Source organism: Rhodopseudomonas palustris BisB18 (assembly GCF_000013745.1).
GTDB lineage: Bacteria > Pseudomonadota > Alphaproteobacteria > Rhizobiales > Xanthobacteraceae > Rhodopseudomonas_A > Rhodopseudomonas_A palustris_F.
This window is the reverse complement of the sequence record NC_007925.1, coordinates 2,733,114-2,755,917: the sequence shown is the minus strand read 5'-3', so window position 1 is coordinate 2,755,917 and position 22,804 is coordinate 2,733,114. Positions and strand designations below refer to the sequence as shown.

The window sequence follows — 22,804 nt, the reverse complement described above, 5'->3', positions numbered from 1 at the left end:
TGCCGTCGAAGTTCCTCTTTGTCGTTACAGCATCGTGCCCCGGACGCAGTGCAACGCGCCGCTCTTGCGGCGTGGTGCGCTGCAGAGCCGGGGCCGTTACGGATGCTGCCTTCGTAACGGTCCCGGCTCGCTGCGCAGCGCAAGCGCGCTGCTTAGCGTCCGGGACACGCATGTCGAGATCTCCAACTCCAAGCCCCTCATTTCGCCGGCCGCACCTCGACGCTGCCGGTGGAGCTGCGGCCATAGCGCGAGGGATTGTACATGTCCTCGACGTAAGCCTGCGGCAGCACGTATTTGCCCGGCGACACCGCGCGCACCACATAGGCCACCGTGAACACCGCCTTGTCGTCGCTCTTGCGGTCGATCGCGGCGCTGAAGCGGTCGTCGCGGAATTCGCTGTGGACCGGCTCGACGCCGTCCTCGATCCAGCCCAGCGTGCCGCTGTCGCCCGACGACACCAGATGCGGGTTGTCGATCTCGAAGCCGGCCGGCAAATAGTCCGCCACCATGATGTGACCGTATTCCGGCTTGGCCTCGGTGATCTTCAGCACCACCGCGAAGCGGTCGTTCTGCTTGGCCTTAAGAATATGCGCCGGGGTGCCGTCGAGCGCGAAGTAGTTGCGCTCGATCTTGAAGCCGTTCGATGCGGCCGGCTCCGGCGTCATTGGCGCGCCGCTGACCGACACCACCGCCTGCGCCGGGGCGTCGCCGGTGTTGACGATCTTGATCGGCCGGCCCGCCATCTCGCTGGCCTTATAGCTGCGATACAGCGCGGTCTTCACCGGACTGCCGTCGACCTCGAGCGCCAGCGTTTCCTTGGCGAGCGCACGCGCCGCCAGCACCAGCCAGGCGTTCTCCTGCGTCGACGTATAAGGCGTCAGCCCCCTCGCCGCCTCGACCCGCTGCACCGCCTGGGTCAGCGTGGCGCGCGGCGCGTTGCCCTCGCTGGCGAGCGACACCAGAGCCGCGGCGTCGCGCAGCGCCGAGCCGTAGTCGACCCGGCCGAACGCGATCACGGGCTTCGGCGTGAGACTCTGCAGCGCGTCGGCATAGACCCGCTCGGCGCGTCCGCGATCGCCGACCAACGCCAGCGCCGCGGCGAGCTGCGCCTTGGCGATCGGGGTGGCCAGATTGTCGAGCTTGGTATCGGCGAGATAGCGCAGATCGCCGATTGGTGCCGCGCCGTTGCGCGCCAGCACGTAAAGCCCGTAAGCGAGATCGCGGCCGCCGTCCTTCTCCGGCTCGGCGGCGTTGACCACCGCATTGCGGACCCGGTCGAGCGCCGACTTGAACACCACGTCCGGCACCACGAATCCCTTCTCGCGGGCGCGGGTTAGGAAGTCGGTGACGTAAGCGTCGAGCCAGGCATCGTCGCCGCCGGCCGACCACAGCCCGAACGAGCCGTTGGAGCCCTGCCGGGCCGAGAGCCGATCGATCGCGTCCTTGATGCGCTGGTCCACCGTTCCGTCCATCGCCAGATACGCGCCGGCCGCGAGCTCGTTGACATAGAGCAGCGGCAGCGCCCGGCTGGCGATCTGTTCGGTGCAGCCGAACGGATAGCGATCCAGCGCCTTCAGGATGGTGGCGGCGTCGAGCGCGGTGGACAGCCCCACCGACAGCGACACGCCGCCGGTGCCGGGGACGAGATCGGCGAACATGTCCGAGGTCAACGTCAGGCTCTCGCCCTTCGCCAGCGTCCTGATCGAACGTCGCGCCAAAATCTGCGTCGCGGGCTTCACCTCGATCGCGTAGTGCCGCGCCAAGGTCAGCCCGTTCGGCCCTTTGATCGAGACGTCGAACGCCGCGGTGCCGGCGCCGCCGGCCTCCAGCGCCAGCGCCATCGTGCTCCGCTGCTTGGCGGCGAGCTTCAGCGTGGTGGTCGGGTTGCCGGCGAGTTTCACCGGCCCCGAGGCGGCGACGCTGATGGCGTAGTCGCCGGGAGCGCCTTCGACATTGTCGAGATCGAAGCTCAGCGTGCCGCGGTCGCCGCCCAGCAGAAAGCGCGGCAGCGTCGCGGTCAGCACCACGGGATCGCGCACGGTGACGTCGATCGTAGCGCGGCCGACCTTGGTGGCGGTCCAGGCCACCGCCATCAGCCGTGCGGTGCCGGCGAATTCCGGGATCTCGAAATCGATCCTGGCGGTGCCGTCGGCCGCCACGGTGACGATGCCGGAATACAGCGCCAGCGGCTTCTGCGTCGGCGGGCTGCCCTGCAGCTCGGCGCCGGCCGAATCGCCGCCGCTTCTGATTTGGCCACGCGAACCCTGCATGCCGTCGATCAATTGCCCATAGAGGTCGCGGATTTCCGCGCTCAGGCGGCGCTGGCCGAGATAGTAATCGTCCGGCGCCGGCGGCTTGTAATTGGTGAGGTTGAGAATGCCGACGTCGACCGCGGCGACCACGATCTTGGCGTCCTCGCCGGGGGTGAGCCCGCCGATTTTCACCGGCAGCGTCAAGGTGGTGGACGGCCGGATCAGCGCCGGCGGCGACAGCGCGACCGAGAGCGTCCGCGCGGTCTTGTCGATGCCGAACCATTTGAGGCCGATGGCGCGGCCGGGCATCCGCTGCGCTGCGGCGTCGAGCGGCCGGCGCAGCGTGGTCACCACATAGGCGCCGGTGCCCCAATCCTTGCCGACCGCGAGCCTAACCTGGGACTGGCCTTGCTGGACGTCGACGCTCTGCGTGGTCAGCAGCCGGTCGCCGAGCACGTTGACGGTGAGCTTGCCGGCGCTGCGGGCATTGACCGTGACCACCAGCGTGTCGCCGGCGGCGTAGTCGGGCTTGTCGATCGAAGTTTCCAGAAGGTCGGGCGTGTCGGCGGAGCCGTCGGAATACCAGCCGACGTCGAACTGCACTTGCGTCAGCGGGCCGTCGGCGTCGGCGGATTTGACGTCGAGCCGGTAGCGGCCGGGCTGCGGCTGGAACGTCAGCCGCGCCGGCTTGTCGGCCGCAAGGCTGAGATCGCCGTCGGCGACCCGCCTGGTCGATTTCACCGGCTCGTAATCCCAGGAGGAATTCTGCCGGTACCATTGATAGCGGGTCTCGATCTTGAGCAATTCATAGCGCAACCCGCCGCGGGCCAGCGGCTTGCCCTCCGGCGACACCAGCACCACGTCGAAATTGGCGTTGTCGCCCTCGGTGACGGTCTTGTCCGCAAACAACGGCTTGACGCCGATCGCCGCCGCGGCCGGCACCACCGGCAGCACCAATTTGCGCTCCACGGCGCGGCCGCCGGCTTCCGCCATGCGGATGAAGATCTGCGCCTCCTGCGGCCGGGTCGACGCCGGCGGCTTGGGCAGCACCAACGGGAAAGTCGCCACGCCGTTGGCGTCGGCCTCCGGCAGGTTCTCGAGCGGGGTGCGCTCGTGGCTTTCGGTCTCCTCGTCGGCAATGCCGAAGCGATAGCCGGCAAAGCCGGGCCGATCAGCCGCTGGCGCCACCAACAGGTCGCCCTCCAGCTGCAGGCCCGAGGCCGGCGCGCCATAGAGGAAATGGCCATCGACCTTCAGTTCCACAGGAACATCAGCTTTGATCAGCTTGTCCTTGCTGGAAATATCGAATTCGATACGGTCCGGAACGTAGTCCTCGACCATGAAGGTGGTTTCGCCGACGCTTCCTCCCTTCGGATCGGTGAAGGCGCGAACCCGCCAGGTACCGGTCGGCACCGCGGAATTCAACGGCAGCGTCAGGCTGCGGCCGCCGGCGCCCTGGTCCGGCAGCACGGCGCGGCGGAATTCGACGCCGTCCGGCCGCTCCACCACCAGGGTCAGCGGCGCGCCTGCGAGCGCATTGCCCTGGCCGTCGCGCAATAATGCGGTGAGATAGACCGTCTCGCCGGAGCGATAGACGCCGCGCTCGGCATAGACGAAGGCGTCGGCGCCGGCCGGCACCGCGCGGCCAGAGACGCCGCGGTCGGAGAGGTCGAAGGCGTTGGATTTCAGGCTGAGGAAGGCGTAGTCGGCGGATGCGCCCGACACCGTGAGCAGCGCCGGCGACGACCCGCCCTCGCCGCGCGAAAGCCCGGACTCGAACAGCACGTGGCCGGAATCGTCGGTCTTGCGGGTGGCCAGAATCTCGTTGTTGCGGGCGAGCAGCCGCACCTCCGCCTTGCCGACCGGCTCGGTCGAGGCCAGCGAGTTGACGAAGACGTGGATGCCGTCATTGCCGGAGAACGCGGTCAGCCCGAGATCCGAGACGATGAACCATTGCGTCGCCAGCGAGCCGCCGTCCTCGTCGCCGGACGCAGCCGGCCCTTTGGCCGCCGCGGCCATCACATAGACGCCGGGTTGCAATTCGCCCAGCACTTCGCCGACCGGAAACGCGGTGGTGACGTCGGCGTTCAGCGTGCTCTCGGTGTCGAGTTCGCCGCTCCACACCTTGATGCCGCGCTCGCCGCCGAGCTCGGTCAACTCATAGGCGCTCAGCGCGCGCTGGAAGTCGCTGCCGACCACGGTGTTGATCAAATTGCGGTCGCCGATCCGGAACACCTCAACCGACACCGTCTTGGTGTTGACGCTGACCAGCGGAATGCCGCGCTGGCCGCTGCGCGGCAGCACATAGGCCCGCCCGGTGAAGCGCACCAACGGCTTGCGGTCGCGCACATAGATGTTGAACTCGGCGGATTTCGGCAGCGTCTCCTTCACCGCCGACGGCAGCCCGGCGCGCAGATGGACGGTGTAGCGCTCGCCGTGCTTGAGGCCCTCGACGCAGAGCTGCTTGTCCTCGCTGGTCAGCGCCGGCTTGTCGGTGCCGGCCTGCGCCAGGAACGGCGCGAAATCGACGCGCTTGGCGAGGTCCTCGGAGAACTGGAAACAGGCCCGCGGCGACGCCGAATCGGAATCCACGGTGTAGTCCAACAGCCGGAAGCCGTGGTCGTCGCGCAGCTTCTCGTATTGGCCGCGCACCTCGGCGACCTCGCGCAGATCGAGCGACAGCCGCAGCGTGTCCAGCGCCGGCCGCCACAGCTTGCGCTCGGCGAAGGCGCGGCCGAGCAAGGCCAGCGCCTCGGCCTCCTCGCCGGCATTGCCGGCGCGCTGATAGGCGATATAGGCTGCGGTCGAGGCGCGCTCCAGCAGCAAGGCCTGGTCGCTCCCGGTCGGCGTCCAGATCCGGAACACGGCGCGCGCCAGCCGCAGCCAGTTGCCGCTGTCGTCCGGCGAAACGGTGGCGATCTGGCCCATGATCTGCAGCGCGGCGCGGCTGTCGCCCCGCTTCACGGCGGCGTCGGCGTCGGCCCGCAGCGCCGCCACCGGCTTACTGACCGCGCCGGCTTCCGACTTGATCTGGGCCTCCAGCTTGATCGCGGAATCCGCCAGGTCGTCGCGTTTGAACGCCTTGTCGGCGGCCGCGGCGGACAACAGCCCGAGCGCCAGCGTGGCGCACAGCATGACGGCGCGAAGCAAACCCCTCATCGATGGCACTCCCTGCGCGGTCGAACGCCGCGTGTCGAAAACAAAAGCGCGAAAGCTGACGCCGTGATGTCGCCGGCTGGGGGCCCCGGCTCGCCCGCCGCCCCGGCGGCGCGCTCGCTGCCCCACGCGGGCATCATTGCGTGCGGCCACGCCGAATACAACGGCGCAGCCGCTTTGCTTTGACGCAAGCTCGCGCTAAATGGTTCGCAGGCATTGGGGCGGGGGATGGATTTTTCCGCCGCCCGGTGCTGGATGGTTGCCGGCCACCGGTGCTAAGAGCGCGGGCGGCCGACCGGCCCGACGGTCCCATAGCTCAACTGGATAGAGTAACGGATTTCTACTCCGTGGGTTGCAGGTTCGAATCCTGCTGGGATCGCCAACGATTTCAAGAACTTATGCATTTCGTTCTCATGATTTTCGTGTTGCGTTGTGTATCGGGAAAAACGCTTTGATTTGAGGCTTTCCCGATGAGTCCACGCAACACGGACGCAACACCGCGATTCATCATTCGTTCTTGAAAACAGCGGTCTCACCCAACCGTGCGGGTAGTGAGGCCAGCTCACTGGATTATCCGCAGATCCCAAAGCGGAGTAAGTAATTTCACGCCCGCGGTCGTCGATGCCAATCTAGGGCACAGATCCTTCGATGGATTGAGGGTGTTCCAGATCCGGGTTTCCCAAGCCCAGGGAGACGCAGCCCTGATTTGCTAAACAAAATCCACCCCTCACAGGGCGCTTCGACGCGTCTATAGTCCAGCCGATGACACTCGGTTGCCAACACTGCGCCCGCTCGGCTCTCGGCGCACTGCGCAACCGTCCGAATAGCAAAGTCGCTGATGGCCTACGAACCGCCTTTCGACGCTAAGATTTTAGACGAGACGCTGATCGAGGCCAGGACGCCGCACGATCTGCGCACTCGTTCACACCTCTTCAGACGCGCTGCAGGCCTCATATGGGATGTTTCTTGGGCTGCGAACCAGGAAGTGAACGGCGCCTTCAATAGAGGACTTTCGAGGAGCGAAATCACTGAGATTGTTGACCGCGTTAACGGGGATTGGCGCCTCATCCAAATAGCGATTTTTCAGGAAGCCGTTGCCCTGGAGCTTTGCTTAAAATCCATCTTGGCCCAACGATCTAACTACGACTATGCGGAGTCGCGCGGACATCAGCTGAGGTCAATCCTTCGAGAAATTGACAGCACCATGCACGATAGCGATCACGGTGCAGAAACGATTGTGTGGCACCTCGAGCAAGCTTTAGTCTGGCAGGGTCGCTATCCCACACCCAAAAAGAAGTCGCTTGCAAAGGGTGATCACCGTAGAACGCACTCGAATATCCCAACGATGTCGGAGATGGCCGGAGTTCTCTTTCATACCCATCGGCCCGAGATCGACACCCTTTTTTTGCGCATCGACGCGATCGCCGCCGCGGAAGGCATCGAACTGCGCGCTCCCTGAACAGGTGCCGCCGCCATTGCCGGACGACTGTCAGTGGCAGCGATCGCCAAGGATACGCACAATCTGCCGCCGCGTCGAGGATGGCCAGTGTGTGCCTACCCTTCGAAGGGATGGGCGTCCGCCGGGTATTCGATCTTGCGCGCGACTACGGGTTGCGGTTGGATGTTCCATTAGATTTTCGGGGATTTCACCATGCGTATTTCAATAATTGCGGCCGTGCTGGCCTCACTGCTGGTCGCGGGCTGCCAGACGGCTCAAGCGCCGACGACCGCCAGCGGAAAGCCCGAGGTGACAATTCGGGCTGCCCCCGGCGCAATCAAAGCGCGTCTGCTTTCACTCGCCATGGACCGGCGCTTCAACGTGTCCAAGGACACGGAATATCTTCTTCAGGTTGAGAAGCCTACAGACAACATCGCAGCGAGCGTCCTGCTCGGATCGAAATACGACAGTACTCCAGCCGAGCGGATTGTCTTCACGTTCGCTCCGCTTGGGGAGAATGTTCGCGTTGTTGCGTCGCTGATGTACGTCACCAATCCCGGCTCAGCATTCGAGCAGGTCACGCCTATCAATGCTGGTGAGGGTGTCGACAGGACACAAGCGACTCTGTCCGACATCAAGCAGAGCCTAGAGGTTCCTGCGGTCGCACCGCCACCACCGGCTAAGCGCACGAAACCTGCGCAGCCCAAGCCGGCAATTCCGGCAACATAGAGAAAAGGCACGCTGCGTGAGCATTAGACGATTGTTCACCGGAGCCGAACGCAGCAAATCGGGAGGAAAACCATGATTGTAGATGGAAATGAGGACTTGATCGCCGAGGAGCTTGGCATCGACCCCGACGAACTGGCCCAACTGAAATACGTTGAGGGGGAAAGCGCCTCTGAGGACGGCATAATTTACTACTATTACATCACCTTTTCCGAAGGAAATCCGCCGGCCATCATGGCGAAGATTAAGGGGCTCGTCGGTCTTACCGTACAGCTGAGTCCGAATCTCTTCGAGGAGCCTGACGGCGATCAAGATCTTGATGAAGATCGAAACGTGATCTCCCCTCTGTTTGAGGTTGGAAAACGGTATGAATTTAGAATGATCATTGATGGGGAGGAAACTAGGTTTTGGCGGACCATCGCTCAATATCAGCACCCTATGGTGAAGTTCGCTGACGTCGAATCAAAGGCAGTAAACGAGCTTCTCAAAGCAAAGACCTTGCACGGCGAAATTATCAACGTGACATCACCGAACTTCATTAGCGCAACAATTCAAGACTAGATCACCCCGGCGCGACCAGAGGCCTATTCTCTCGCACACGAACTTCGATAGTGCACAGCATTCATTTCGGAATCAGAGATTGCCAGAATTTACTGACCCAACTGCCGCAATGCTTTCTTTTCAGCATGCCCTGGCAACTAACGAGATTCACCTTCAACGAGGAAAGCTGGATTGCGACATCTTTGTCTTCTGCGATCAAGCTAACGATTCGCCGAGATTCACTTACGTGAGCCTCGATGGCGGGGACGTAATCGCGTTTGTCAATCTGATCCTCGTGGATCCCATCGACGATGGCATCGTTTGTTTTCAGATCGGCTACGCAGTGTCAGAAAAGTATCGCAATCAAGGATACGCAAAGGCCGCAATTAAGAGCGCCCTTGCAGAGCTCTGGAGTGGATTGTCGCAGAACGGCATTCCGTCTCTTTGCATTGAGGCTGTCGTTCATATCGACAACCACGCATCTAATGCTGTGGCACGTACAACACTGTCAGATCGACCAACTGAGGTAACGGACTGCGTTTCCGGGCTTCAAGCCTTGCACTACGTCTTGAGAATTCAAAAATAGGCACCAAACGCCGCAACCTGGCCGGAGGAACTCTGCGGTTCTGAGGTATCTGAGCTTCAACCGGCAATAAGAACAATCGTGCAGACTAACGAATTGCCCGCTGGCACCTTCCGACTGGGGACTCAGGTAGAACGGGCTTCAAAACGCCCCCGTATCTTGCAGGCAAGCACCCAGCACGCTCACCCTCGGAACTGGCCACGTTTTTTAGATATGCGGAAGAACCCTCTTACGTTCGGCAATGGGTCAGCAGCAGGGTGGGTCCGCAAACAGGAGTGGGTTACGGCCGGGAGCGCTGGATTCCACACCGGAGACCGGCTGACGGGACGTAACACTGTCAGCAACACCACCGCAACACGCCGCCCGCAAACCATTGCCATTGCTTGCCTGACGCCGGTTTTCTACTCCGTGGGAATCCTGCTGGGATCGCCAAATATTAACCCGGCGTCGCCTGGGTGGCGGGTCAGGGGCACGTCTTGCTTCGGCCTGGTGTCGGAAACCTGGCGTCAGATGCCCGGGGCGGTGGTTCACGCTTGCGCTAATTGACGTCGCTTACTTCCACCCTGCCGCGCGCCGGGGTGCGCCGGCATCTTGGCTGTCCGCTGTTTCGCAATCGCCGTGACCTTCGCTTTCGCGATTGTCCCAGCCCGCGGCTTGGAGAGCTTGCCGACCTTCGCGCCCCTCGCCACCTTCACGACCTTCATCGCTTTCACCGCAGGCCGCGCGTTCTTGATGCTGAGCTGCAGATCGAGCGCGCCGAGCACCTTCATGACGGTGGCGAGTTCGGGGCGGCCCGCGGCGGAAAGCGCCCGGTACAGGCTCTCGCGGGACAGGCCGGTCTTGCGCGCGATGTCGGTCATGCTTTTGGCGCGCGCGACGGTGCCGAGCGCGTGCGCGATGAAGGCGGCATCGTTGGTCTCGAGAGCCTCCGCCATGTAGGCCCGCATCGCCTCCGGCGAGGTGAGGAATTCGGCGGTGTCGTAAGGCGCGGTTTTCATCGCTTTGTCCACTCCTTGAACAGTCGTTTCGCCTGTTTGATATCGGTGTTCTGGGTCTTCTTCGTTCCGCCCGCCAGGAGAATGATAATCTCGGATCGGTGCTCGGCGTAATAGACCCGATAGCCGGGGCCGTAATGGATCCGCAGTTCGCTGACCCCCGCGCCGACCGGCTCGGCGTCTCCCGGATTTCCAAGCCGGAGGCGGTCGATCCGCGCGGTTACCTTGGCGATGGCGTCGGGATCGCTCAGCCGTCTCAGCCAAGCCGCGAACTCATCGGTCCGATGGGTCGGCTTCATCAACGTAGCCTATAGGCTACGGACTTCGCAAGCGTCAACACAGACACACGGGCCTGGTTCCAGCCGCCAGCCCAGCACCTCAACGCCCTGCCCGATAGCGATCATCCGTCCCCCTGATGGGCGACGCGCGCCGAGCCGCCCAGCTATCGCGGCGCGCGCGTCCAAGCAATCGCCGCACTTGCAAACAGCAAGCCACCGACTGCGCCGCCTCAGATCTTCGCCAGCGCCGCCGCGATGCGTCCCTGCAGCACCACGCCGAACCAGATCACCAGGGTCGACAGCGCGGCCGCGGCGATCACCAGAATATCCGTTTGGGCCATGACAAGGCATCCTGTTGCCAGACGTGATGCGTGACGATGCCCGCGGTCTGCGGGGTGGTCGTTGACCTGTATCAAGCCGGCAGAACCGGCCGCGGCTGCCCCAACGCCACGCCTTGCGCCAGGTTGAAGCCGATGGTGGTCGCCGGAAACTGGCCCTGATGGCTGATCGACAGCGGCCGCACCGGCACGGTGCTCCATTTCGCGAAGGCCGACGGCGGCACCCGGTCGCCGGTGGACGGCGATTTCAGATACAGCTTGCCTTGGCTCAGCCGTTGGCCGATTCCAGCGTCGCACCGAGGCCTTTCGGCGCGCCCAGCAGCCGGTCGAATTCCGCCTTGCTCACCGCGTAGCATTCGCACGAGGTGCGTTCGATCCCGGCGCGGTCGAGCATGGTGACGTGGCCGCGCACGTAACTAATCAGTCCGCGATTCTTCAGTCGCTTCGCCGCCTCGGTGACGCTGGAGCGTCGCGCGCCGAGCATCATCGCCAGGAACTCCTGGGTCAGCAAGAAATCCTCCGCCTGCACCCGGTCGTGGGTCATCAGCAGCCACCGGCAGCAGCGCTGCTCGATCGAATGGAAATGATTGCACACCGCCGACTGCGCCACCTGATTGAAGAACGCATGGACGTAGTGCAGCATCAGGGTGCGGGTGGCGACGCTTTGCTGCAGCGCCTGCCGCAGGATCTCGGCCTTCAGCTTCAGTCCGTGGCCCGGCACCTGGACGTAGACATTGGTCGGCGCGACAGTGTCGCCGAGAATGATCGGGGTGCCGACGATGCCTTCATTGCCGATGGTGCCGATCTCGGCTGATGAGCCGTCGGCCATGGTCGACACCAGCGAGGCCACGCCGTCGACCGGAAAGTACACGTCGTTGATCGGCGCGAAGGCTTCGTAGAGCGGCATCTTGTAGTCGAGCACGACGCTGTGCAGATGCGGCCGCAACCGGTTCAGGTCGTCCCGCGGCAACATTTCGAGCAGTCTGTTTCGCCGCGACTGGATCATCGGGTCCTCCTGGACCGCGACAGCCTGATGCCGCATTGACGCTCGCCACTCTGAACAGCGCGGTCTTGCGAACTCCGCACCACGACGACACGCTGCGACGGCGGTTTGCTGATGGTGTCGGTTCGAGCGTCCGTTCCAGGCATCGCGCGCGGCACCGGAGAGAATGTCCGAAACCGTACATTAGTCGTCTTCGGTGCCGGCCGCAACCGAGCCGGCACCGATCGTTGGGCGCGATCCGCGCCTAGCCCTTCACGCCGAGCAGTTCGACGTCGAACATCAGCGTGGCGTTCGGCGGGATCACCCCGCCGGCGCCGCGCGCGCCGTAGCCGAGCTGCGGCGGGATGATCAGCGTGCGCTTGCCGCCGACCTGCATGGTGGAGACGCCCTCGTCCCAGCCGGCGATCACCCGGCCCTTGCCGATCGGAAATTCGAACGGCTCGTTGCGGTCCACCGAGGAGTCGAATTTCTTGCCCTTGACGCCGTTCTCGTAGAGCCAGCCGGTGTAGTGCATGACGCAGATCTGTCCCGGCTTCGGCGTGGCGCCGGTGCCGACTTCGGTGTCTTCGATTTTCAGGCCTGAAGCTGTGGTCATGGTTTTTCCTGCGGTCTGCGCCGTGGCGGGTGAAACCGGCGCGAGCGTCGCGCCGGCGGTGAGCATTGCGGCGACCGCGATCGCCATCGCGACGCGAGCCCGGTGTGTGGTCGGCATGGTCACTCCTCGTCGAGAATTTGAGTCCGATGCTGCGAAGCCGCGGGAACCCGACGGCCGTCGCCGACAAAAACCATCGCCGCGCTGCGGTCAACCTGGTTTCAAAGACCATGCCGCGACGGCGCCGCGCTGTCGAGCCGACCAGCGCCGGCGGTGACCGCGGTTTCTGCTGCCAAAGCGCAGAATTCGCAGATAATTGATGCGCGAAAGCCTCGCGGCCTGTAAACCGGCGTCGAGTTCAAGATGGCGCTGCCTCTTTCCGAGTGCGCGCAGACTTTCGGCTCGCCACAACAACGCAACGAAACCAACAAGGGCCGTCACATGAGCGGATTCAAGGAACCAAGCTTCGCCGACCGCCAGAAGGCCGCGCAACAGGCCCGCAAGAGCATCCTGGAAAAGTTCAAGGCCCAACCCGGCCCGGACGATCCGGCGGTGCAGCAGCGCGCCGCCGAGCGCGAGGCGCAGGCCGCAGCCAGGGCCGCCGCGAAGATCGCCCGCGACGCCGAAAAGGCCGAGAAGAAGCGCCGCGACGAGGAAGCCGCCGCCGAAGCCTTGGCGTTGGCCGCGCGCGAAAAGGAAGAAGCCGCCAAGCGCGAAGAAGCGCTGGAGGCCGAACGCAAGGCGGCGCGCGACGCCCGCTACGCCGCCCGCAAGAAGCGCAAGTAACGCGCCATCAATCGCGGCGCGCCTTGTCGCGCCGCGATGCTCTGGGCTGCCGAATCGGGGGCTCCGCCCCCGCGCGTGGCGAAGCGCTATTTCTTCATCGAGTCCTTGGCCATGCCGTGGTCCTTGGCCATGCCGTCCTTGGCCATGCCGTCCTTGCTCATGCCGTCCTTGGACATGGCGCCTTTCGACATCGCATCCTTTGACATCGCGTCCTTGGACATCGCGTCCTTGGACATCGCGTCTTTCGACATGGTGTCGTGCTTCATGGCGTCGTCCTTGCTCATCTTGTCCTGAGCGAACGCAGCCGGCGCGAGCGCCAGGCTGAGTGAAACCGCTGCGGTGAGAACGGCGGCGACGTAACGGCGATTGATCGTCATGCTGTGTGATCCTGTGTCATGGGGCGACGCGCGACGAATGCCGCCGTCGCCATCAGGGACGATGGCCGACGCCGGAATGTTACCTGCCGCGCGCAAATATTCTGCCGCTGCGGTGCGGACCCGCCGCCGCTGCGTTTGAAGAGCGCTGCCGCGCGCCGATCGGCACCTCGCCTGCCGCCGCTGTGCGGCGCAACATGCGAAGTCGACCGCAACCACTATCCTCCAGGAGAATTTGCGGGCAAACTTGCCCAAACACCGCGGCACGGCACGATCCGGCACGCGGTCATAACAAGTTCAGGGAGGTTTTGATGATCACGCGCCGCCACGTTCTTGCTTCCGCGCTCGCAGCCCCCGCGATCCTGCGCTTCGGCCCGGCGCACGCCGCCACCACCTTGAAAATCTCCCACCAGTTTCCCGGCGGCACCATCGACAAGGGCGACTTCCGCGACCGGCTGACCCGCAAATTCGCCGACGAGATCGCCAAGCGTAGCGGCGGCGAACTGATCGGCGAAGTCTATCCGAACTCCTCGCTGATCAAGACCACCGCGCAATTCTCGGCCTTGCGCAAGGGCGCGCTCGATCTCAGTCTGTATCCGATGCCCTATGCGGGCGGCGAAGTGCCGGAGACCAATATCGGGCTGATGCCGGGGCTGGTGTCGACCTATGATCAGGGGCTGCGTTGGAAGACCCAGCCGATCGGCAAGGCGCTGACCGATTTCCTCGCCGACAAGGGCATCGTGCTGATCAGCTGGGTGTGGCAGGCCGGCGGCGTCGCCAGCCGCACGCGGCCGTTGGTGGCGCCGGAAGACGCCAAGGGTCTCAAGGTGCGCGGCGGCTCGCGCGAAATGGACATGGTGCTGCAGACCGCCGGCGCCGCGGTGCTGTCGGTGCCGTCGAACGAAATCTACGCCGCGATGCAGACCGGCGCCTGCGACGCCGGCATCACCTCCTCCACCAGCCTGATCTCGTTCCGGCTGGAAGAGGTCGCCAAGCATCTCACCTCCGGCGCCGGCGCCTCCTATTGGTTCATGCTGGAGCCGTTGATGATGTCGAAGGCGATCTTCGACAAGCTGCCGAAGAACCAGCAGGACATCATCCTCGCCGTCGGCAGCGAACTCGAAGCGTTCGGCCGCAAGGGCGCGCAGGACGACGATGTCGAGGTCGCCAAGGTCTACGAGAAAGCCGGCGCCAAGGTCGCCCCGCTCGACGCCGCCATCGTCGGCAGATGGCGCGACATCGCCCGCGACACCGCGTGGAAGGACTACGCGGCGAAGACCGCGACCTGCGCCAATCTGCTGAAGCTCGCCACCGACGTCGCCGCGTGATGCACGGTCCGTTGCCGGACGGCCACCATCATCCGCAGGCCGTTCCGCAACGCGGCGTGATCGCGGCGTTGGCGCGCGGGCTGGCGCTCTGCAACACCGCGATCGTGGTGCTCGCCGCCATTGCCCTGATCGCCGCCTGCGGCATTCTCAGCTTCAGCGTGCTGAGCCGCAGCCTGTGGCACAGCGCCACCTATTGGCAGGACGAGGCCGCGGTGTTCCTGCTGGTCGGCGCCACCTTCCTCACCGCGGCCTATGTGCAGCAGCAGCGCGGCCATATCGGCATCGAAGCCTTCGTCGGATTGTTGCCGCCGATCGTCAACCGGATCCGGCGCTGGCTGGTCGATGTCGCCAGCCTCGCCTTCTGCGGCTTCTTCGCCTGGAAATCCTGGACCCTCACCCATGAGGCCTATGTCGACGGCCAGGTCTCCAATTCGATGTGGTCGCCGCCTTTGGCGATCCCTTACGGATTGATGGCGGCCGGCATGACGCTGCTCTGTTTGCAACTACTGGTGCAAGTGCTGGCGCCGGCGGCGCGGAAGCCGCAGCAATGAGCGTGCTCGGGATCGGCATCAGCTACGGCGTGGCGACGCTGCTGGCGATGTTCTCCGGGATGCCGATCGCGTTCGCGCTCGGCGCCGTCGCGGTTCTGTTCATGGCGATCTACATGCCGGCGGCCTCGCTCGATACCGTGACGCAGAACGTCTATGAGGAGATGGCCTCGATCACGCTGTTGTCGATTCCTCTCTTCATTTTGAAGGGCGCGGCGATCGGCAAATCCCGCGCCGGGCAGGACCTGTATTCGGCGCTGCACGCCTGGCTCAATCGGGTGCCGGGTGGGCTCGGCGTCGCCAACGTATTCGCCTGCGCGCTGTTCGCCGCGATGGCCGGCTCCTCGCCCGCGACCTGCTCGGCGATCGGCTCGGCCGGCATTCCGGAGATGCGCAAGCGCGGCTATTCCGGCGGGTTCGCCGCCGGCATCATCGCCGCCGGCGGCACGCTCGGGATTCTGCTGCCGCCATCGATCACCATGATCCTGTTCGCAGTCGCCGCGGAAAAATCGCTCGGCCGGCTGTTCCTGGCCGGGATCGGCCCGGGCCTGTTGCTTGTGCTGCTGTTCGGCAGCTACGCGGTGTTCCGCTTCCGCAAGGAATACGCCGCGGCGAGCCGGCTTTACGAACAGACCGGCGTCGATGCGCCGATCTTGGCGCGCGACAAATTCACCATGGCGCAACGCTTCAACGCGCTGCCGCGGGTGGCGCCGTTCGTGATCCTGCTCACTGGGGTGATGATCGCGCTGTATGGCGGCTACGCCACGCCGTCGGAAACCGCCGGCCTCGGCGGCTTGCTGGCGCTGGCGCTGATCGCGCTGATCTACGGGGTGTGGCGGCCGACTGATCTGGCGCCGATTCTGCAGGCGACGATTCGCGAATCCACCATGCTGATGATGATCATCGGGATGTCGCTGTTGTACTCCTACGTGATGAGCTATCTGCACATCTCGCAGTCGGTCGCCGAATCCATCGTGGCGATGCAGCTGCCGCGCTGGGAATTGCTTGCGGCTATTCTCGTGATGGTCGTGGTGCTGGGCTTCTTTCTGCCGCCGGTGTCGATCATCCTGATGACCGCGCCGATCATCCTGCCGCCGCTGCGCGCCGCCAATTTCGACATCATCTGGTTCGGCATCGTCATGACCATCGTGATGGAGATGGGGCTGATCCATCCCCCCGTCGGGCTGAACATCTTCGTGATCCGCAATGTCGCGCCCGACATCCCGCTCTCGGAGGTGATCTGGGGCACGCTGCCGTTCGTGCTGCTGATGATGTTCGCCGTGCTGCTGCTGTGCTTCGTGCCGCAAATCGCCACCGGCTTCCCCGATCTGGTGATGGGACCGGAAAGCGTGCGGTGATAACCTTTCTTCGGCCGCGCCACACATTCCGCCGTCATCCTGAGGAGCCCGGCGGAGCGCAGCGAAGCCGGGCGTCTCGAAGGATGGGCCGCACGGATCTGGTGGGCCGCGCGTCTCGCAGCCGCATCCTTCGAGGCTCGCCCGACCGCACAAAGAGCGCTGTCGGGCGAGCACCTCAGGATGACGGCGCCCGTGTTGCGGCGGCGGCGCGGAGTTCGATGCACAACTATCAACGCCTAAGCCGCAACGAAAAAGCCTGCCTCAGGAGTGATCCCGAGGACAGGCTTCATTCGTAAACCGGAGGAGTGCCGGTGAAAGCGGCGGTTACGCCACCGCCACCTTGCTCTTTTCGGCGCGCTTGCGCTCGTTGGCGTCGAGGTGACGCTTGCGCAGCCGGATCGACTTCGGGGTGATCTCGACCAACTCGTCCTCCTCGATATAGGCCAACGCCTTTTCCAGCGTCATCCGGATCGGCGGGGTCAAGCGCACCGCTTCGTCCTTCGAGGTGGTGCGGATGTTGTTGAGCTGCTTGCCCTTCAGCACGTTGATCTCGAGGTCGTTGTCGCGGGTGTGCTCACCGACGATCATGCCCTTGTAGACCTTGCAGCCCGGCTCGATCATCATCGGGCCGCGATCTTCCAACTTGAACATCGCGTAGGCCACCGCCTCGCCCTGGTCGTTGGAGATCAGCACGCCGTTGCGGCGGCCCTGGATCTCGCCCTTGTACGGCAGGTAGTTGTGGAACAGCCGGTTCATCACCGCGGTGCCCTTGGTGTCGGTCATCAACTCGCCCTGGTAACCGATCAGGCCGCGGGTCGGCGCGTAGAACACCAGCCGCAACCGATGGCCGCCGGACGGCCGCATCTCGATCATCTCGGCCTTGCGTTCGCTCATCTTCTGCACGACCACGCCGGAGAATTCCTCGTCGACGTCGATCACGACCTCTTCGACCGGCTCCAGCACGGTACCTTCTTCGTCCTTGCTGAGCACCACGCGCGGACGCGACACCGAGAGCTCGAAACCTTCGCGGCGCATCTGTTCGATCAGGATCGCCAGCTGCAATTCGCCGCGGCCGGAGACTTCGATGGCGTCCTTGTCGGCGGATTCCACCACCTTCAGCGCGACGTTGCCTTCGGCCTCGCGCATCAAGCGGTCGCGGATCAGCCGGCTTGTCACCTTGTCGCCTTCGGTGCCGGCGAGCGGCGAGTTGTTGACGATGAACGACATCGACACCGTCGGCGGATCGATCGGCTGGGCCTGGATCGGGGTCTCGACGCTGGGATCGCAGAAGGTATCGGCCACGGTGCCCTTCGGCAGCCCGGCGATGGCGACGATGTCGCCGGCTTCGGCTTCGTCGATCGGGGTGCGCTCGAGGCCGCGGAACGCCAGGATCTTGGTGATGCGGCCGGTTTCCACCAGCTTGCCGTCGCGCGACATCACCTTGACGCTCTGGTTCGGCTTCACCGAGCCCGAGGCGATGCGGCCGGTGATGATGCGGCCGAGATAGGGGTTGGCCTCCAGGATGGTACCGAGCAGCCGGAACGGGCCGTCTTCCACCACCGGGGCGTGGACGTGCTTCACCACCAGTTCGAACAACGGCTTCATGCCCTCGTCCTGGCTGCCGTCGGGCTTGTCGGACATCCAGCCGTTCTTGCCGGAGCCGTACAGGATCGGGAAATCCAATTGGTCGTCGGTGGCGTCGAGCGCTGCGAACAGGTCGAACACTTCGTTGACCACTTCGGTGATGCGGGCGTCGGGGCGGTCGACCTTGTTGATCGCCACGATCGGCTTGAGGCCGAGCTTCAACGCCTTGCCGACCACGAATTTGGTCTGCGGCATCGGGCCCTCGGCGGCGTCGACCAAGACGATCACGCCGTCGACCATCGACAGGATGCGCTCCACCTCGCCGCCGAAATCGGCATGGCCCGGGGTGTCGACGATGTTGATGCGGACGTCCTTCCACTGCACCGAGGTGCACTTGGCCAGAATGGTGATGCCGCGCTCTTTTTCCAGATCGTTGGAATCCATCGCGCGCTCGACCTGGCGCTGGTTGTCGCGATAGGTGCCGGACTGCTGCAAGAGCTTGTCCACCAGCGTGGTCTTGCCGTGGTCGACGTGGGCGATGATGGCAATGTTGCGAAGTTTCATGGTTCTTCTTTTAGGTTAAAGCGGCCTGGATGCCCAATCAGCGCAATCGGCGGATGGCTTCGGACGCACAAATTTGCCCGCCCGCACCCGCTTTGCCTGAAACGCGCAAGGACATCCCAGATCAGGGCAATCCCTAAAAAGCAAGCCCGGCCAAAAGGGGCCGGGCACTCGCACGCGTTGCGACGCAATATAGTTGAAAATCGACAAAAAACAATGCGTGGCTGCGATGTTTTCGCAGTCTCCGGCGGAATTTCGCCGCGCATCGCCGCGCCCGGCGGCGTCGTTGCGCTCGCCGACGCCCTACAGGCCGCTGCCCGCCAGCAACTGCACGTTGGCGCGCGGCGGGCTTTGCGGCGCCAGCGCCAGCAGCGCCTTGCGGTCGGCCACCGCGTTGTGGAACTGCTCCAGCGCGATGTTGAACGCGGTCAGGGTGCCCTCCTCGATCGCGCCGTTCTCGAAGCAGGTCAGCGTATCGCGCAGGATGTTGTCGGCCTCGGCCTGCATGGCGTCGAGTTCGTCGGTCGAATCGCTCTTCCTGGCCATCGCGATCATGTCGAGCAGCCGCTCGCGCAGCCAGGAGTTGTTGGTGCGCTCGTCCTTGCGCAGATAGCCGGCGAACCAGGCGCCGATCGAGCCCAGCGCCGAGGCGCCCATCAGCGACCACCAGATGTAATCGCTGTAGCGGTCGAGGAAGGTCTTCTCCTCGCCGTCAACATACGCCGCAGCACCCGGATGCACCGGGATCGCGGCGTCCTTGTCGGTATCCGGGGTCTCGATCTTCGCCGCCAGCGGGAATTCGTTCATCACGGTCTGGCGGATCGCGAACAATTGCCGGGTGAACGCCGAGACGGTGGGGTCCGGCAGCCCCTTCCGCGCCACGATGTGGTGCGCGAAGCTGATGGTCTTGACCTCGTCCTCCGGCCGCGCCGGCGCGCCGCCGAACACCCCGGCGGGAATTTCCGCGGCCTCGTACATCGGATGGTTCTGCGCGATCGCCTCGGCGGAATCGATCGGCAGGAAAGTCGGCGCGCCGCCCTCCCGGATCGAGGCGGCGATGGCGTCGGCGGTAATCTTGCTGTTGACCGGGCCGGCCGCCAGGAAGGCGTCGACCTTCTGGTCCTTGATCGCCTCGGCGACCTCGCTGGTGGAGAACTGCACGATGTCGACCTTGGCCGGATCGACGCCGTATTGCTGCAGCACCACTTTCAAAAGGTTCACATTGGCCTGGGTGCGGCCGATGATGCCGATCCGCTTGCCGTCGAGCTGCGCGATCTTGCTGATCTTGGCCGCGGCCTTCTTGGCCTTGGACGCGGACTTCGGCTTGGCCGGCACCCACAGCACCGCGACGTTCTTGCGCAGCACCGCCACCGCCTGGGCGTTCTTCGGCACTTCGAGGTCGCCGCGGATCACCGCCAGGTCGGCCTTGCCGTCGGCCAGCGCGGTGGCGCTGCCGAGCGCGCCGTCGGTCAACACCGGGCGCAGCCGCACCGAATTGTGGTCGCGGGCGAACGCCTGGGTCAGCGCCTGCACCACCCGGACGTCGTCGGAATTCTGCGGTCCCACCGCAATGCGCAGCGTCTCCGGCCGCATCGCAAAGTAATAGGCGCCGGCCACCGCGCCGACCACGGCGAGCACCGCGGCCAGCACCACGAAGGCGGCTTTTTGTCGTCGAGAACGCGATACCGATTGCACCGTGGGTCCCACCGGGTCAGGGCCATCCACGATCTGTCTGGAAAACAATCGTTCGAGGCTGGAACCCATTGTGCTCCCGATTAAATCAAGATCGTAGCGATTTCCTTGCGCGCCTGGTGGGGTGAGCTGCACATGGTTACTGTGGTCAGTGAACCGGCTTTGCCGCCTTATTGTGGCATGGATCAGCTTTGCTTCGCGGCGGTTCAGGGTCAACATGCTGTGAGTGGGAGGCGAGGATGGTGAAACGACTAACCGACGAGGACCGCCACGCGGCGCTGCGCGAGCTGCCCGGCTGGAGCGCGGCGGAGGGCCGCGAGGCGATCGCCCGCACGTTTGTGTTCAAGGATTTCAACGAGGCCTTCGGCTTCATGGCGCGGGTCGCGTTGATCGCCGAGAAGCACGATCATCATCCGGAATGGCGCAACGTCTACAAGACCGTCGAGGTGGTGCTGACCACCCACGACGCCGGCGGCGTCACCGCGCGCGACATCGATCTCGCCCGCGCCATGAACGCCATCGCCGCACAATTGTCGCCGCGCTGATGCAATCCCGCGGCGGCCTCCCTACATCCAGGGTGGAACAGGACCGCGCGGGCGGCTTGAGGTGGAACGATGAGTTCAGAACACAGCGTGGGCTATGAGCCGGCCGACCGGCTGGCGCAGGACCCCGACAGCGTGCGCCGGCGGTTCTGGCAGAAGCTGAAGCGCCTCGCGGTGAAGCTGCCGTTCGCCGAGGAGCTGCTGGCGGCGTATTACTGCGCGTTCGACCGCCACACCCCGCGCCACGTCCAGGCGGCGCTGCTCGGCGCCATCGCCTATTTCGTGCTGCCGTTCGATTTCGTGCCCGACATGCTGCCGCTGCTCGGCTTCACCGACGACGCCGCGATCCTGGCCACCGCGATCCGCATGGTGGCGAGCCACATCACCCCGGAACACCGCGCCGCCGCCCGCGCCGCGATGGCCCGCGGGCTCGATCGCGGCGAGGACGTCGCCGACGAATAGCGGGCGATGAAAGTCTCGTTGTTAGTTCAGCCCAGCCCATAAACGCTGTCATTCCGGGGCACCAGCAGCTTCAGCTGCGAGTGAACCCGCAATCCAGTATTCCAGGGCGGTGAGTACTGGATTCCGGGTTCGCTCGGCCTGCGGCCTCGCGCCCCGAAATGACAGCCTCGTTGATGTGGGACGCGCGTCATCATCATAGAACGCGCCGTCGGCCAGCATGCGATGATGCGTCATCACATGCTGAGGCGCGCTTACGCGCCGTTGAGGAACTGCAGCGGATCGACCGGCGCCGAGCCCTTGCGGATCTCGAAGTGCAGCTGCGGCGAGCCGACCTCGCCGGACTGCCCGGACTTGGCGATGGTCTGGCCGCGCTTGATGGTTTCGCCGCGCTTCACCATCAGCTCGCTGGCATGCGCATAGGCGGTGACGTAGCCGTTGGAGTGCCGCACCAGCACCAGATTGCCGTAGCCCTTCAGCTCGTTGCCGGAATAAGCGACAACGCCGTCTTCGGCGGCCTTGATCGGCGTGCCCTCGGGCACTGCGACGTTGATGCCGTCGTTTTGTTTGCCGTTGGTCTTGGCGCCGTAGCTGGTGATCACCCGGCCGCGCACCGGCCAACGGAAGGTCGGCAGCGCGCCGGTGGCCTCCGCGGCTTTCACCGGGGCTTCGGGGGCGGCGGTCTCGGCCGGCGTCGCGGTAGCGCTGGCGAGCCGGACTTTTTGCGCGGGTTCGGCCGGCGTGGCCGCGGCCATCCGGATCGGCGGCGCGGCAGCGGGCACCGCAGCCGGCGCCGCGGCGGCAACCGCAGGCGCGGCGGCCGGAACAGCCGCCTCGGCGGTCCGCGTGCTCGGCACCATGAGCTTGGTGCCGATCTTCAACTGCGCGTTCGGCGGCAGACCATTGGCCCGCGCCAGTTCGGCGACCGGCACGCGGTTGCGCCGCGCGATGCTCATCAGGCTGTCGCCGCGATTGACCACATGGACGCTGGGCGCCGCGGCGGCGAGCACCGCCGGCCGGGCGGCGGGCGCAACCATCGCGGGTGCCGCGACCGGAGCCGCCAGCGCCGCGGCGGCGCGGGTCGGAATGATCAACTGCTGGCCGGGCTGCAGCGCCCGCGGGCCCTTGTAGCCATTGGCCTGCAGGATTTCCGCGGTGGAGACGTTGTAGCGCCGCGCCAGCGTCTCGAGCGAATCGCTGGTGCCGACGATGATGGTGGTGCCGCGCACCGCGGGCTTCGCGGCGACCGAACGCGGCGCCGTCGAGCCGGTGACGACATCCGAAGCGGCGGCGCTCGGCGGCGCATAGGACGCCACGCCGCGCCCGCCTCCAGACACCCCGGCATCGGCGCTGGGATAGCTGCGCGGAGCCGGCGCACTGGGATAGGATTGCGGCGCGGCAACCGGCGGCGGCAGCGCCTGCGACTGGTATTGCGGCTGCTGTTGCTGGTACTGCGGCCTGGAATATTGCGGCAGATCCCGCGGCGCCTGCTGGGCCACCGACCCGGTCGCCTCGCGCTGCGCGAACGGATCCTGCGACAGACGCGTCTGCATGTCCGCGCTGCAGCCACTGAAACCGACGGACATCAACGCCAGCGCCGCAACTTGCGGAGCGCGGCGCGAGCAAAGCAACTCGAGGACGCGGGACATGGTTACTCACTCTTTACGCAAC

21 protein-coding genes and 1 tRNA gene are annotated in these 22,804 nt (G+C 64.9%); 11 read left to right on the top strand and 11 right to left on the bottom strand.

Annotated elements, in window-relative coordinates; genetic code table 11:
* Positions 1-197: 197 nt before the first annotated feature.
* Positions 198-5,411: an alpha-2-macroglobulin family protein gene (locus RPC_RS12715; RefSeq protein WP_011472989.1), complete on the bottom strand. Its 5,214-nt coding sequence runs from the start codon at positions 5,409-5,411 to the stop codon at positions 198-200.
* Between the two features lie 302 nt (positions 5,412-5,713).
* On the opposite strand from RPC_RS12715, the gene RPC_RS12710 reads away from it, so the two are divergent.
* From RPC_RS12710 to RPC_RS12690, 5 genes are all read left to right on the top strand, one after another.
* A tRNA-Arg gene (locus RPC_RS12710) sits at positions 5,714-5,790 on the top strand.
* A 456-nt stretch (positions 5,791-6,246) separates the two neighbouring features.
* Complete coding sequence (locus tag RPC_RS12705) at positions 6,247-6,867, top strand: hypothetical protein (RefSeq protein ID WP_011472988.1); 621 nt, start codon at positions 6,247-6,249, stop codon at positions 6,865-6,867.
* 192 nt (positions 6,868-7,059) lie between these two features.
* Positions 7,060-7,575 (top strand): hypothetical protein, encoded by a 516-nt coding sequence (locus tag RPC_RS12700; RefSeq protein ID WP_011472987.1) that lies wholly within the window; start codon positions 7,060-7,062, stop codon positions 7,573-7,575.
* 72 nt (positions 7,576-7,647) lie between these two features.
* Positions 7,648-8,133: a hypothetical protein gene (locus RPC_RS12695; RefSeq protein WP_011472986.1), complete on the top strand. Its 486-nt coding sequence runs from the start codon at positions 7,648-7,650 to the stop codon at positions 8,131-8,133.
* Positions 8,134-8,212: 79 nt separating this feature from the next.
* A complete protein-coding gene (locus RPC_RS12690; protein ID WP_011472985.1) occupies positions 8,213-8,698 on the top strand; it encodes a GNAT family N-acetyltransferase in 486 nt (161 codons plus the stop codon).
* Positions 8,699-9,222: 524 nt separating this feature from the next.
* Here RPC_RS12690 and RPC_RS25500 read toward each other — a convergent pair.
* The 6 genes from RPC_RS25500 to RPC_RS12665 all read right to left on the bottom strand — a co-directional run bounded on the left by RPC_RS25500 (position 9,223) and on the right by RPC_RS12665 (position 12,021).
* Complete coding sequence (locus tag RPC_RS25500; protein ID WP_415914832.1) at positions 9,223-9,705, bottom strand: addiction module antidote protein; 483 nt, start codon at positions 9,703-9,705, stop codon at positions 9,223-9,225.
* On the bottom strand, positions 9,690-9,989 hold the full coding sequence (locus RPC_RS12680; protein WP_011472983.1) for a type II toxin-antitoxin system RelE/ParE family toxin: 300 nt from the start codon (positions 9,987-9,989) through the stop codon (positions 9,690-9,692). Before RPC_RS12680 ends, RPC_RS25500 begins: the two co-directional genes overlap by 16 nt.
* Before the next feature lie 209 nt (positions 9,990-10,198).
* Positions 10,199-10,309, bottom strand: a complete 111-nt coding sequence (locus RPC_RS12675) for a hypothetical protein (protein WP_011472982.1) — start codon at positions 10,307-10,309, stop codon at positions 10,199-10,201.
* Between the two features lie 71 nt (positions 10,310-10,380).
* Entirely contained in the window at positions 10,381-10,530 is a 150-nt protein-coding gene (locus RPC_RS26490; protein ID WP_415914854.1) for a hypothetical protein, read from the bottom strand.
* 44 nt (positions 10,531-10,574) lie between these two features.
* Positions 10,575-11,312: a Crp/Fnr family transcriptional regulator gene (locus RPC_RS12670; protein WP_011472981.1), complete on the bottom strand. Its 738-nt coding sequence runs from the start codon at positions 11,310-11,312 to the stop codon at positions 10,575-10,577.
* A gap of 241 nt (positions 11,313-11,553) precedes the next feature.
* Complete coding sequence (locus RPC_RS12665; protein ID WP_011472980.1) at positions 11,554-12,021, bottom strand: FKBP-type peptidyl-prolyl cis-trans isomerase; 468 nt, start codon at positions 12,019-12,021, stop codon at positions 11,554-11,556.
* Positions 12,022-12,342: 321 nt separating this feature from the next.
* Here RPC_RS12665 and RPC_RS12660 point away from each other — a divergent pair, with 321 nt between their 5' ends.
* Positions 12,343-12,687: a DUF6481 family protein gene (locus RPC_RS12660; RefSeq protein WP_041802789.1), complete on the top strand. Its 345-nt coding sequence runs from the start codon at positions 12,343-12,345 to the stop codon at positions 12,685-12,687.
* A gap of 86 nt (positions 12,688-12,773) precedes the next feature.
* Here RPC_RS12660 and RPC_RS12655 read toward each other — a convergent pair whose 3' ends face one another.
* Positions 12,774-13,064, bottom strand: coding sequence for a pentapeptide MXKDX repeat protein (locus RPC_RS12655; RefSeq protein WP_011472978.1), 291 nt, complete (start codon positions 13,062-13,064; stop codon positions 12,774-12,776).
* Positions 13,065-13,372: 308 nt separating this feature from the next.
* On the opposite strand from RPC_RS12655, the gene dctP reads away from it, so the two are divergent.
* Genes dctP through RPC_RS12640 form a run of 3 tightly spaced genes read left to right on the top strand, consistent with a single transcriptional unit; the run spans position 13,373 to position 16,295 of the window.
* Positions 13,373-14,389: a TRAP transporter substrate-binding protein DctP gene (gene dctP / locus RPC_RS12650; RefSeq protein WP_011472977.1), complete on the top strand. Its 1,017-nt coding sequence runs from the start codon at positions 13,373-13,375 to the stop codon at positions 14,387-14,389.
* Positions 14,386-14,940: a TRAP transporter small permease gene (locus RPC_RS12645; protein ID WP_041801767.1), complete on the top strand. Its 555-nt coding sequence runs from the start codon at positions 14,386-14,388 to the stop codon at positions 14,938-14,940. Before dctP ends, RPC_RS12645 begins: the two co-directional genes overlap by 4 nt.
* Positions 14,937-16,295 carry a TRAP transporter large permease gene (locus RPC_RS12640; RefSeq protein WP_011472975.1) on the top strand — a complete coding sequence of 453 codons (1,359 nt, stop codon included), beginning with the start codon at positions 14,937-14,939 and terminating at the stop codon, positions 16,293-16,295. The genes RPC_RS12645 and RPC_RS12640 overlap by 4 nt, the downstream gene beginning before the upstream one ends.
* A gap of 324 nt (positions 16,296-16,619) precedes the next feature.
* Here the strand turns inward: RPC_RS12640 and typA are convergent, their stop codons facing one another.
* Together typA and RPC_RS12630 are read right to left on the bottom strand one after the other, a co-directional pair.
* Positions 16,620-18,443 carry a translational GTPase TypA gene (gene typA, locus RPC_RS12635; RefSeq protein WP_011472974.1) on the bottom strand — a complete coding sequence of 608 codons (1,824 nt, stop codon included), beginning with the start codon at positions 18,441-18,443 and terminating at the stop codon, positions 16,620-16,622.
* A 300-nt stretch (positions 18,444-18,743) separates the two neighbouring features.
* The gene (locus tag RPC_RS12630) at positions 18,744-20,204 is read right to left on the bottom strand and encodes a TAXI family TRAP transporter solute-binding subunit (RefSeq protein ID WP_011472973.1); all 1,461 of its coding nucleotides are present in this window, start codon (positions 20,202-20,204) and stop codon (positions 18,744-18,746) included.
* A 167-nt stretch (positions 20,205-20,371) separates the two neighbouring features.
* Between RPC_RS12630 and RPC_RS12625 the strand changes: the two genes are divergently transcribed.
* Together RPC_RS12625 and RPC_RS12620 are read left to right on the top strand one after the other, a co-directional pair.
* Positions 20,372-20,677 (top strand): 4a-hydroxytetrahydrobiopterin dehydratase, encoded by a 306-nt coding sequence (locus RPC_RS12625; protein ID WP_011472972.1) that lies wholly within the window; start codon positions 20,372-20,374, stop codon positions 20,675-20,677.
* Positions 20,678-20,746: 69 nt separating this feature from the next.
* A complete protein-coding gene (locus tag RPC_RS12620; protein WP_011472971.1) occupies positions 20,747-21,136 on the top strand; it encodes a YkvA family protein in 390 nt (129 codons plus the stop codon).
* Between the two features lie 251 nt (positions 21,137-21,387).
* Here the strand turns inward: RPC_RS12620 and RPC_RS12615 are convergent, their stop codons facing one another.
* Complete coding sequence (locus RPC_RS12615) at positions 21,388-22,782, bottom strand: peptidoglycan DD-metalloendopeptidase family protein (RefSeq protein ID WP_011472970.1); 1,395 nt, start codon at positions 22,780-22,782, stop codon at positions 21,388-21,390.
* Positions 22,783-22,804 lie beyond the last annotated feature (22 nt).

Excerpts from the sequence above, each read along its gene's own strand:
- RPC_RS12665 (WP_011472980.1), bottom strand. The coding sequence starts at position 12,021 with ATGCCGACCACACACCGGGCTCGCGTCGCGATGGCGATCGCGGTCGCC.
- RPC_RS12700 (WP_011472987.1), top strand. The coding sequence starts at position 7,060 with ATGCGTATTTCAATAATTGCGGCCGTGCTGGCCTCACTGCTGGTCGCG.
- dctP (WP_011472977.1), top strand. The coding sequence starts at position 13,373 with ATGATCACGCGCCGCCACGTTCTTGCTTCCGCGCTCGCAGCCCCCGCG.
- RPC_RS12630 (WP_011472973.1), bottom strand. The coding sequence starts at position 20,204 with ATGGGTTCCAGCCTCGAACGATTGTTTTCCAGACAGATCGTGGATGGC.
- RPC_RS12705 (WP_011472988.1), top strand. The coding sequence starts at position 6,247 with ATGGCCTACGAACCGCCTTTCGACGCTAAGATTTTAGACGAGACGCTG.
- RPC_RS12715 (WP_011472989.1), bottom strand. The coding sequence starts at position 5,411 with ATGAGGGGTTTGCTTCGCGCCGTCATGCTGTGCGCCACGCTGGCGCTC.
- RPC_RS12615 (WP_011472970.1), bottom strand. The coding sequence starts at position 22,782 with ATGTCCCGCGTCCTCGAGTTGCTTTGCTCGCGCCGCGCTCCGCAAGTT.
- RPC_RS12695 (WP_011472986.1), top strand. The coding sequence starts at position 7,648 with ATGATTGTAGATGGAAATGAGGACTTGATCGCCGAGGAGCTTGGCATC.
- RPC_RS12640 (WP_011472975.1), top strand. The coding sequence starts at position 14,937 with ATGAGCGTGCTCGGGATCGGCATCAGCTACGGCGTGGCGACGCTGCTG.
- RPC_RS12670 (WP_011472981.1), bottom strand. The coding sequence starts at position 11,312 with ATGATCCAGTCGCGGCGAAACAGACTGCTCGAAATGTTGCCGCGGGAC.
- typA (WP_011472974.1), bottom strand. The coding sequence starts at position 18,443 with ATGAAACTTCGCAACATTGCCATCATCGCCCACGTCGACCACGGCAAG.
- RPC_RS12675 (WP_011472982.1), bottom strand. The coding sequence starts at position 10,309 with ATGGCCCAAACGGATATTCTGGTGATCGCCGCGGCCGCGCTGTCGACC.
- RPC_RS12625 (WP_011472972.1), top strand. The coding sequence starts at position 20,372 with ATGGTGAAACGACTAACCGACGAGGACCGCCACGCGGCGCTGCGCGAG.
- RPC_RS12660 (WP_041802789.1), top strand. The coding sequence starts at position 12,343 with ATGAGCGGATTCAAGGAACCAAGCTTCGCCGACCGCCAGAAGGCCGCG.
- RPC_RS12655 (WP_011472978.1), bottom strand. The coding sequence starts at position 13,064 with ATGACGATCAATCGCCGTTACGTCGCCGCCGTTCTCACCGCAGCGGTT.
- RPC_RS12620 (WP_011472971.1), top strand. The coding sequence starts at position 20,747 with ATGAGTTCAGAACACAGCGTGGGCTATGAGCCGGCCGACCGGCTGGCG.
- RPC_RS12680 (WP_011472983.1), bottom strand. The coding sequence starts at position 9,989 with ATGAAGCCGACCCATCGGACCGATGAGTTCGCGGCTTGGCTGAGACGG.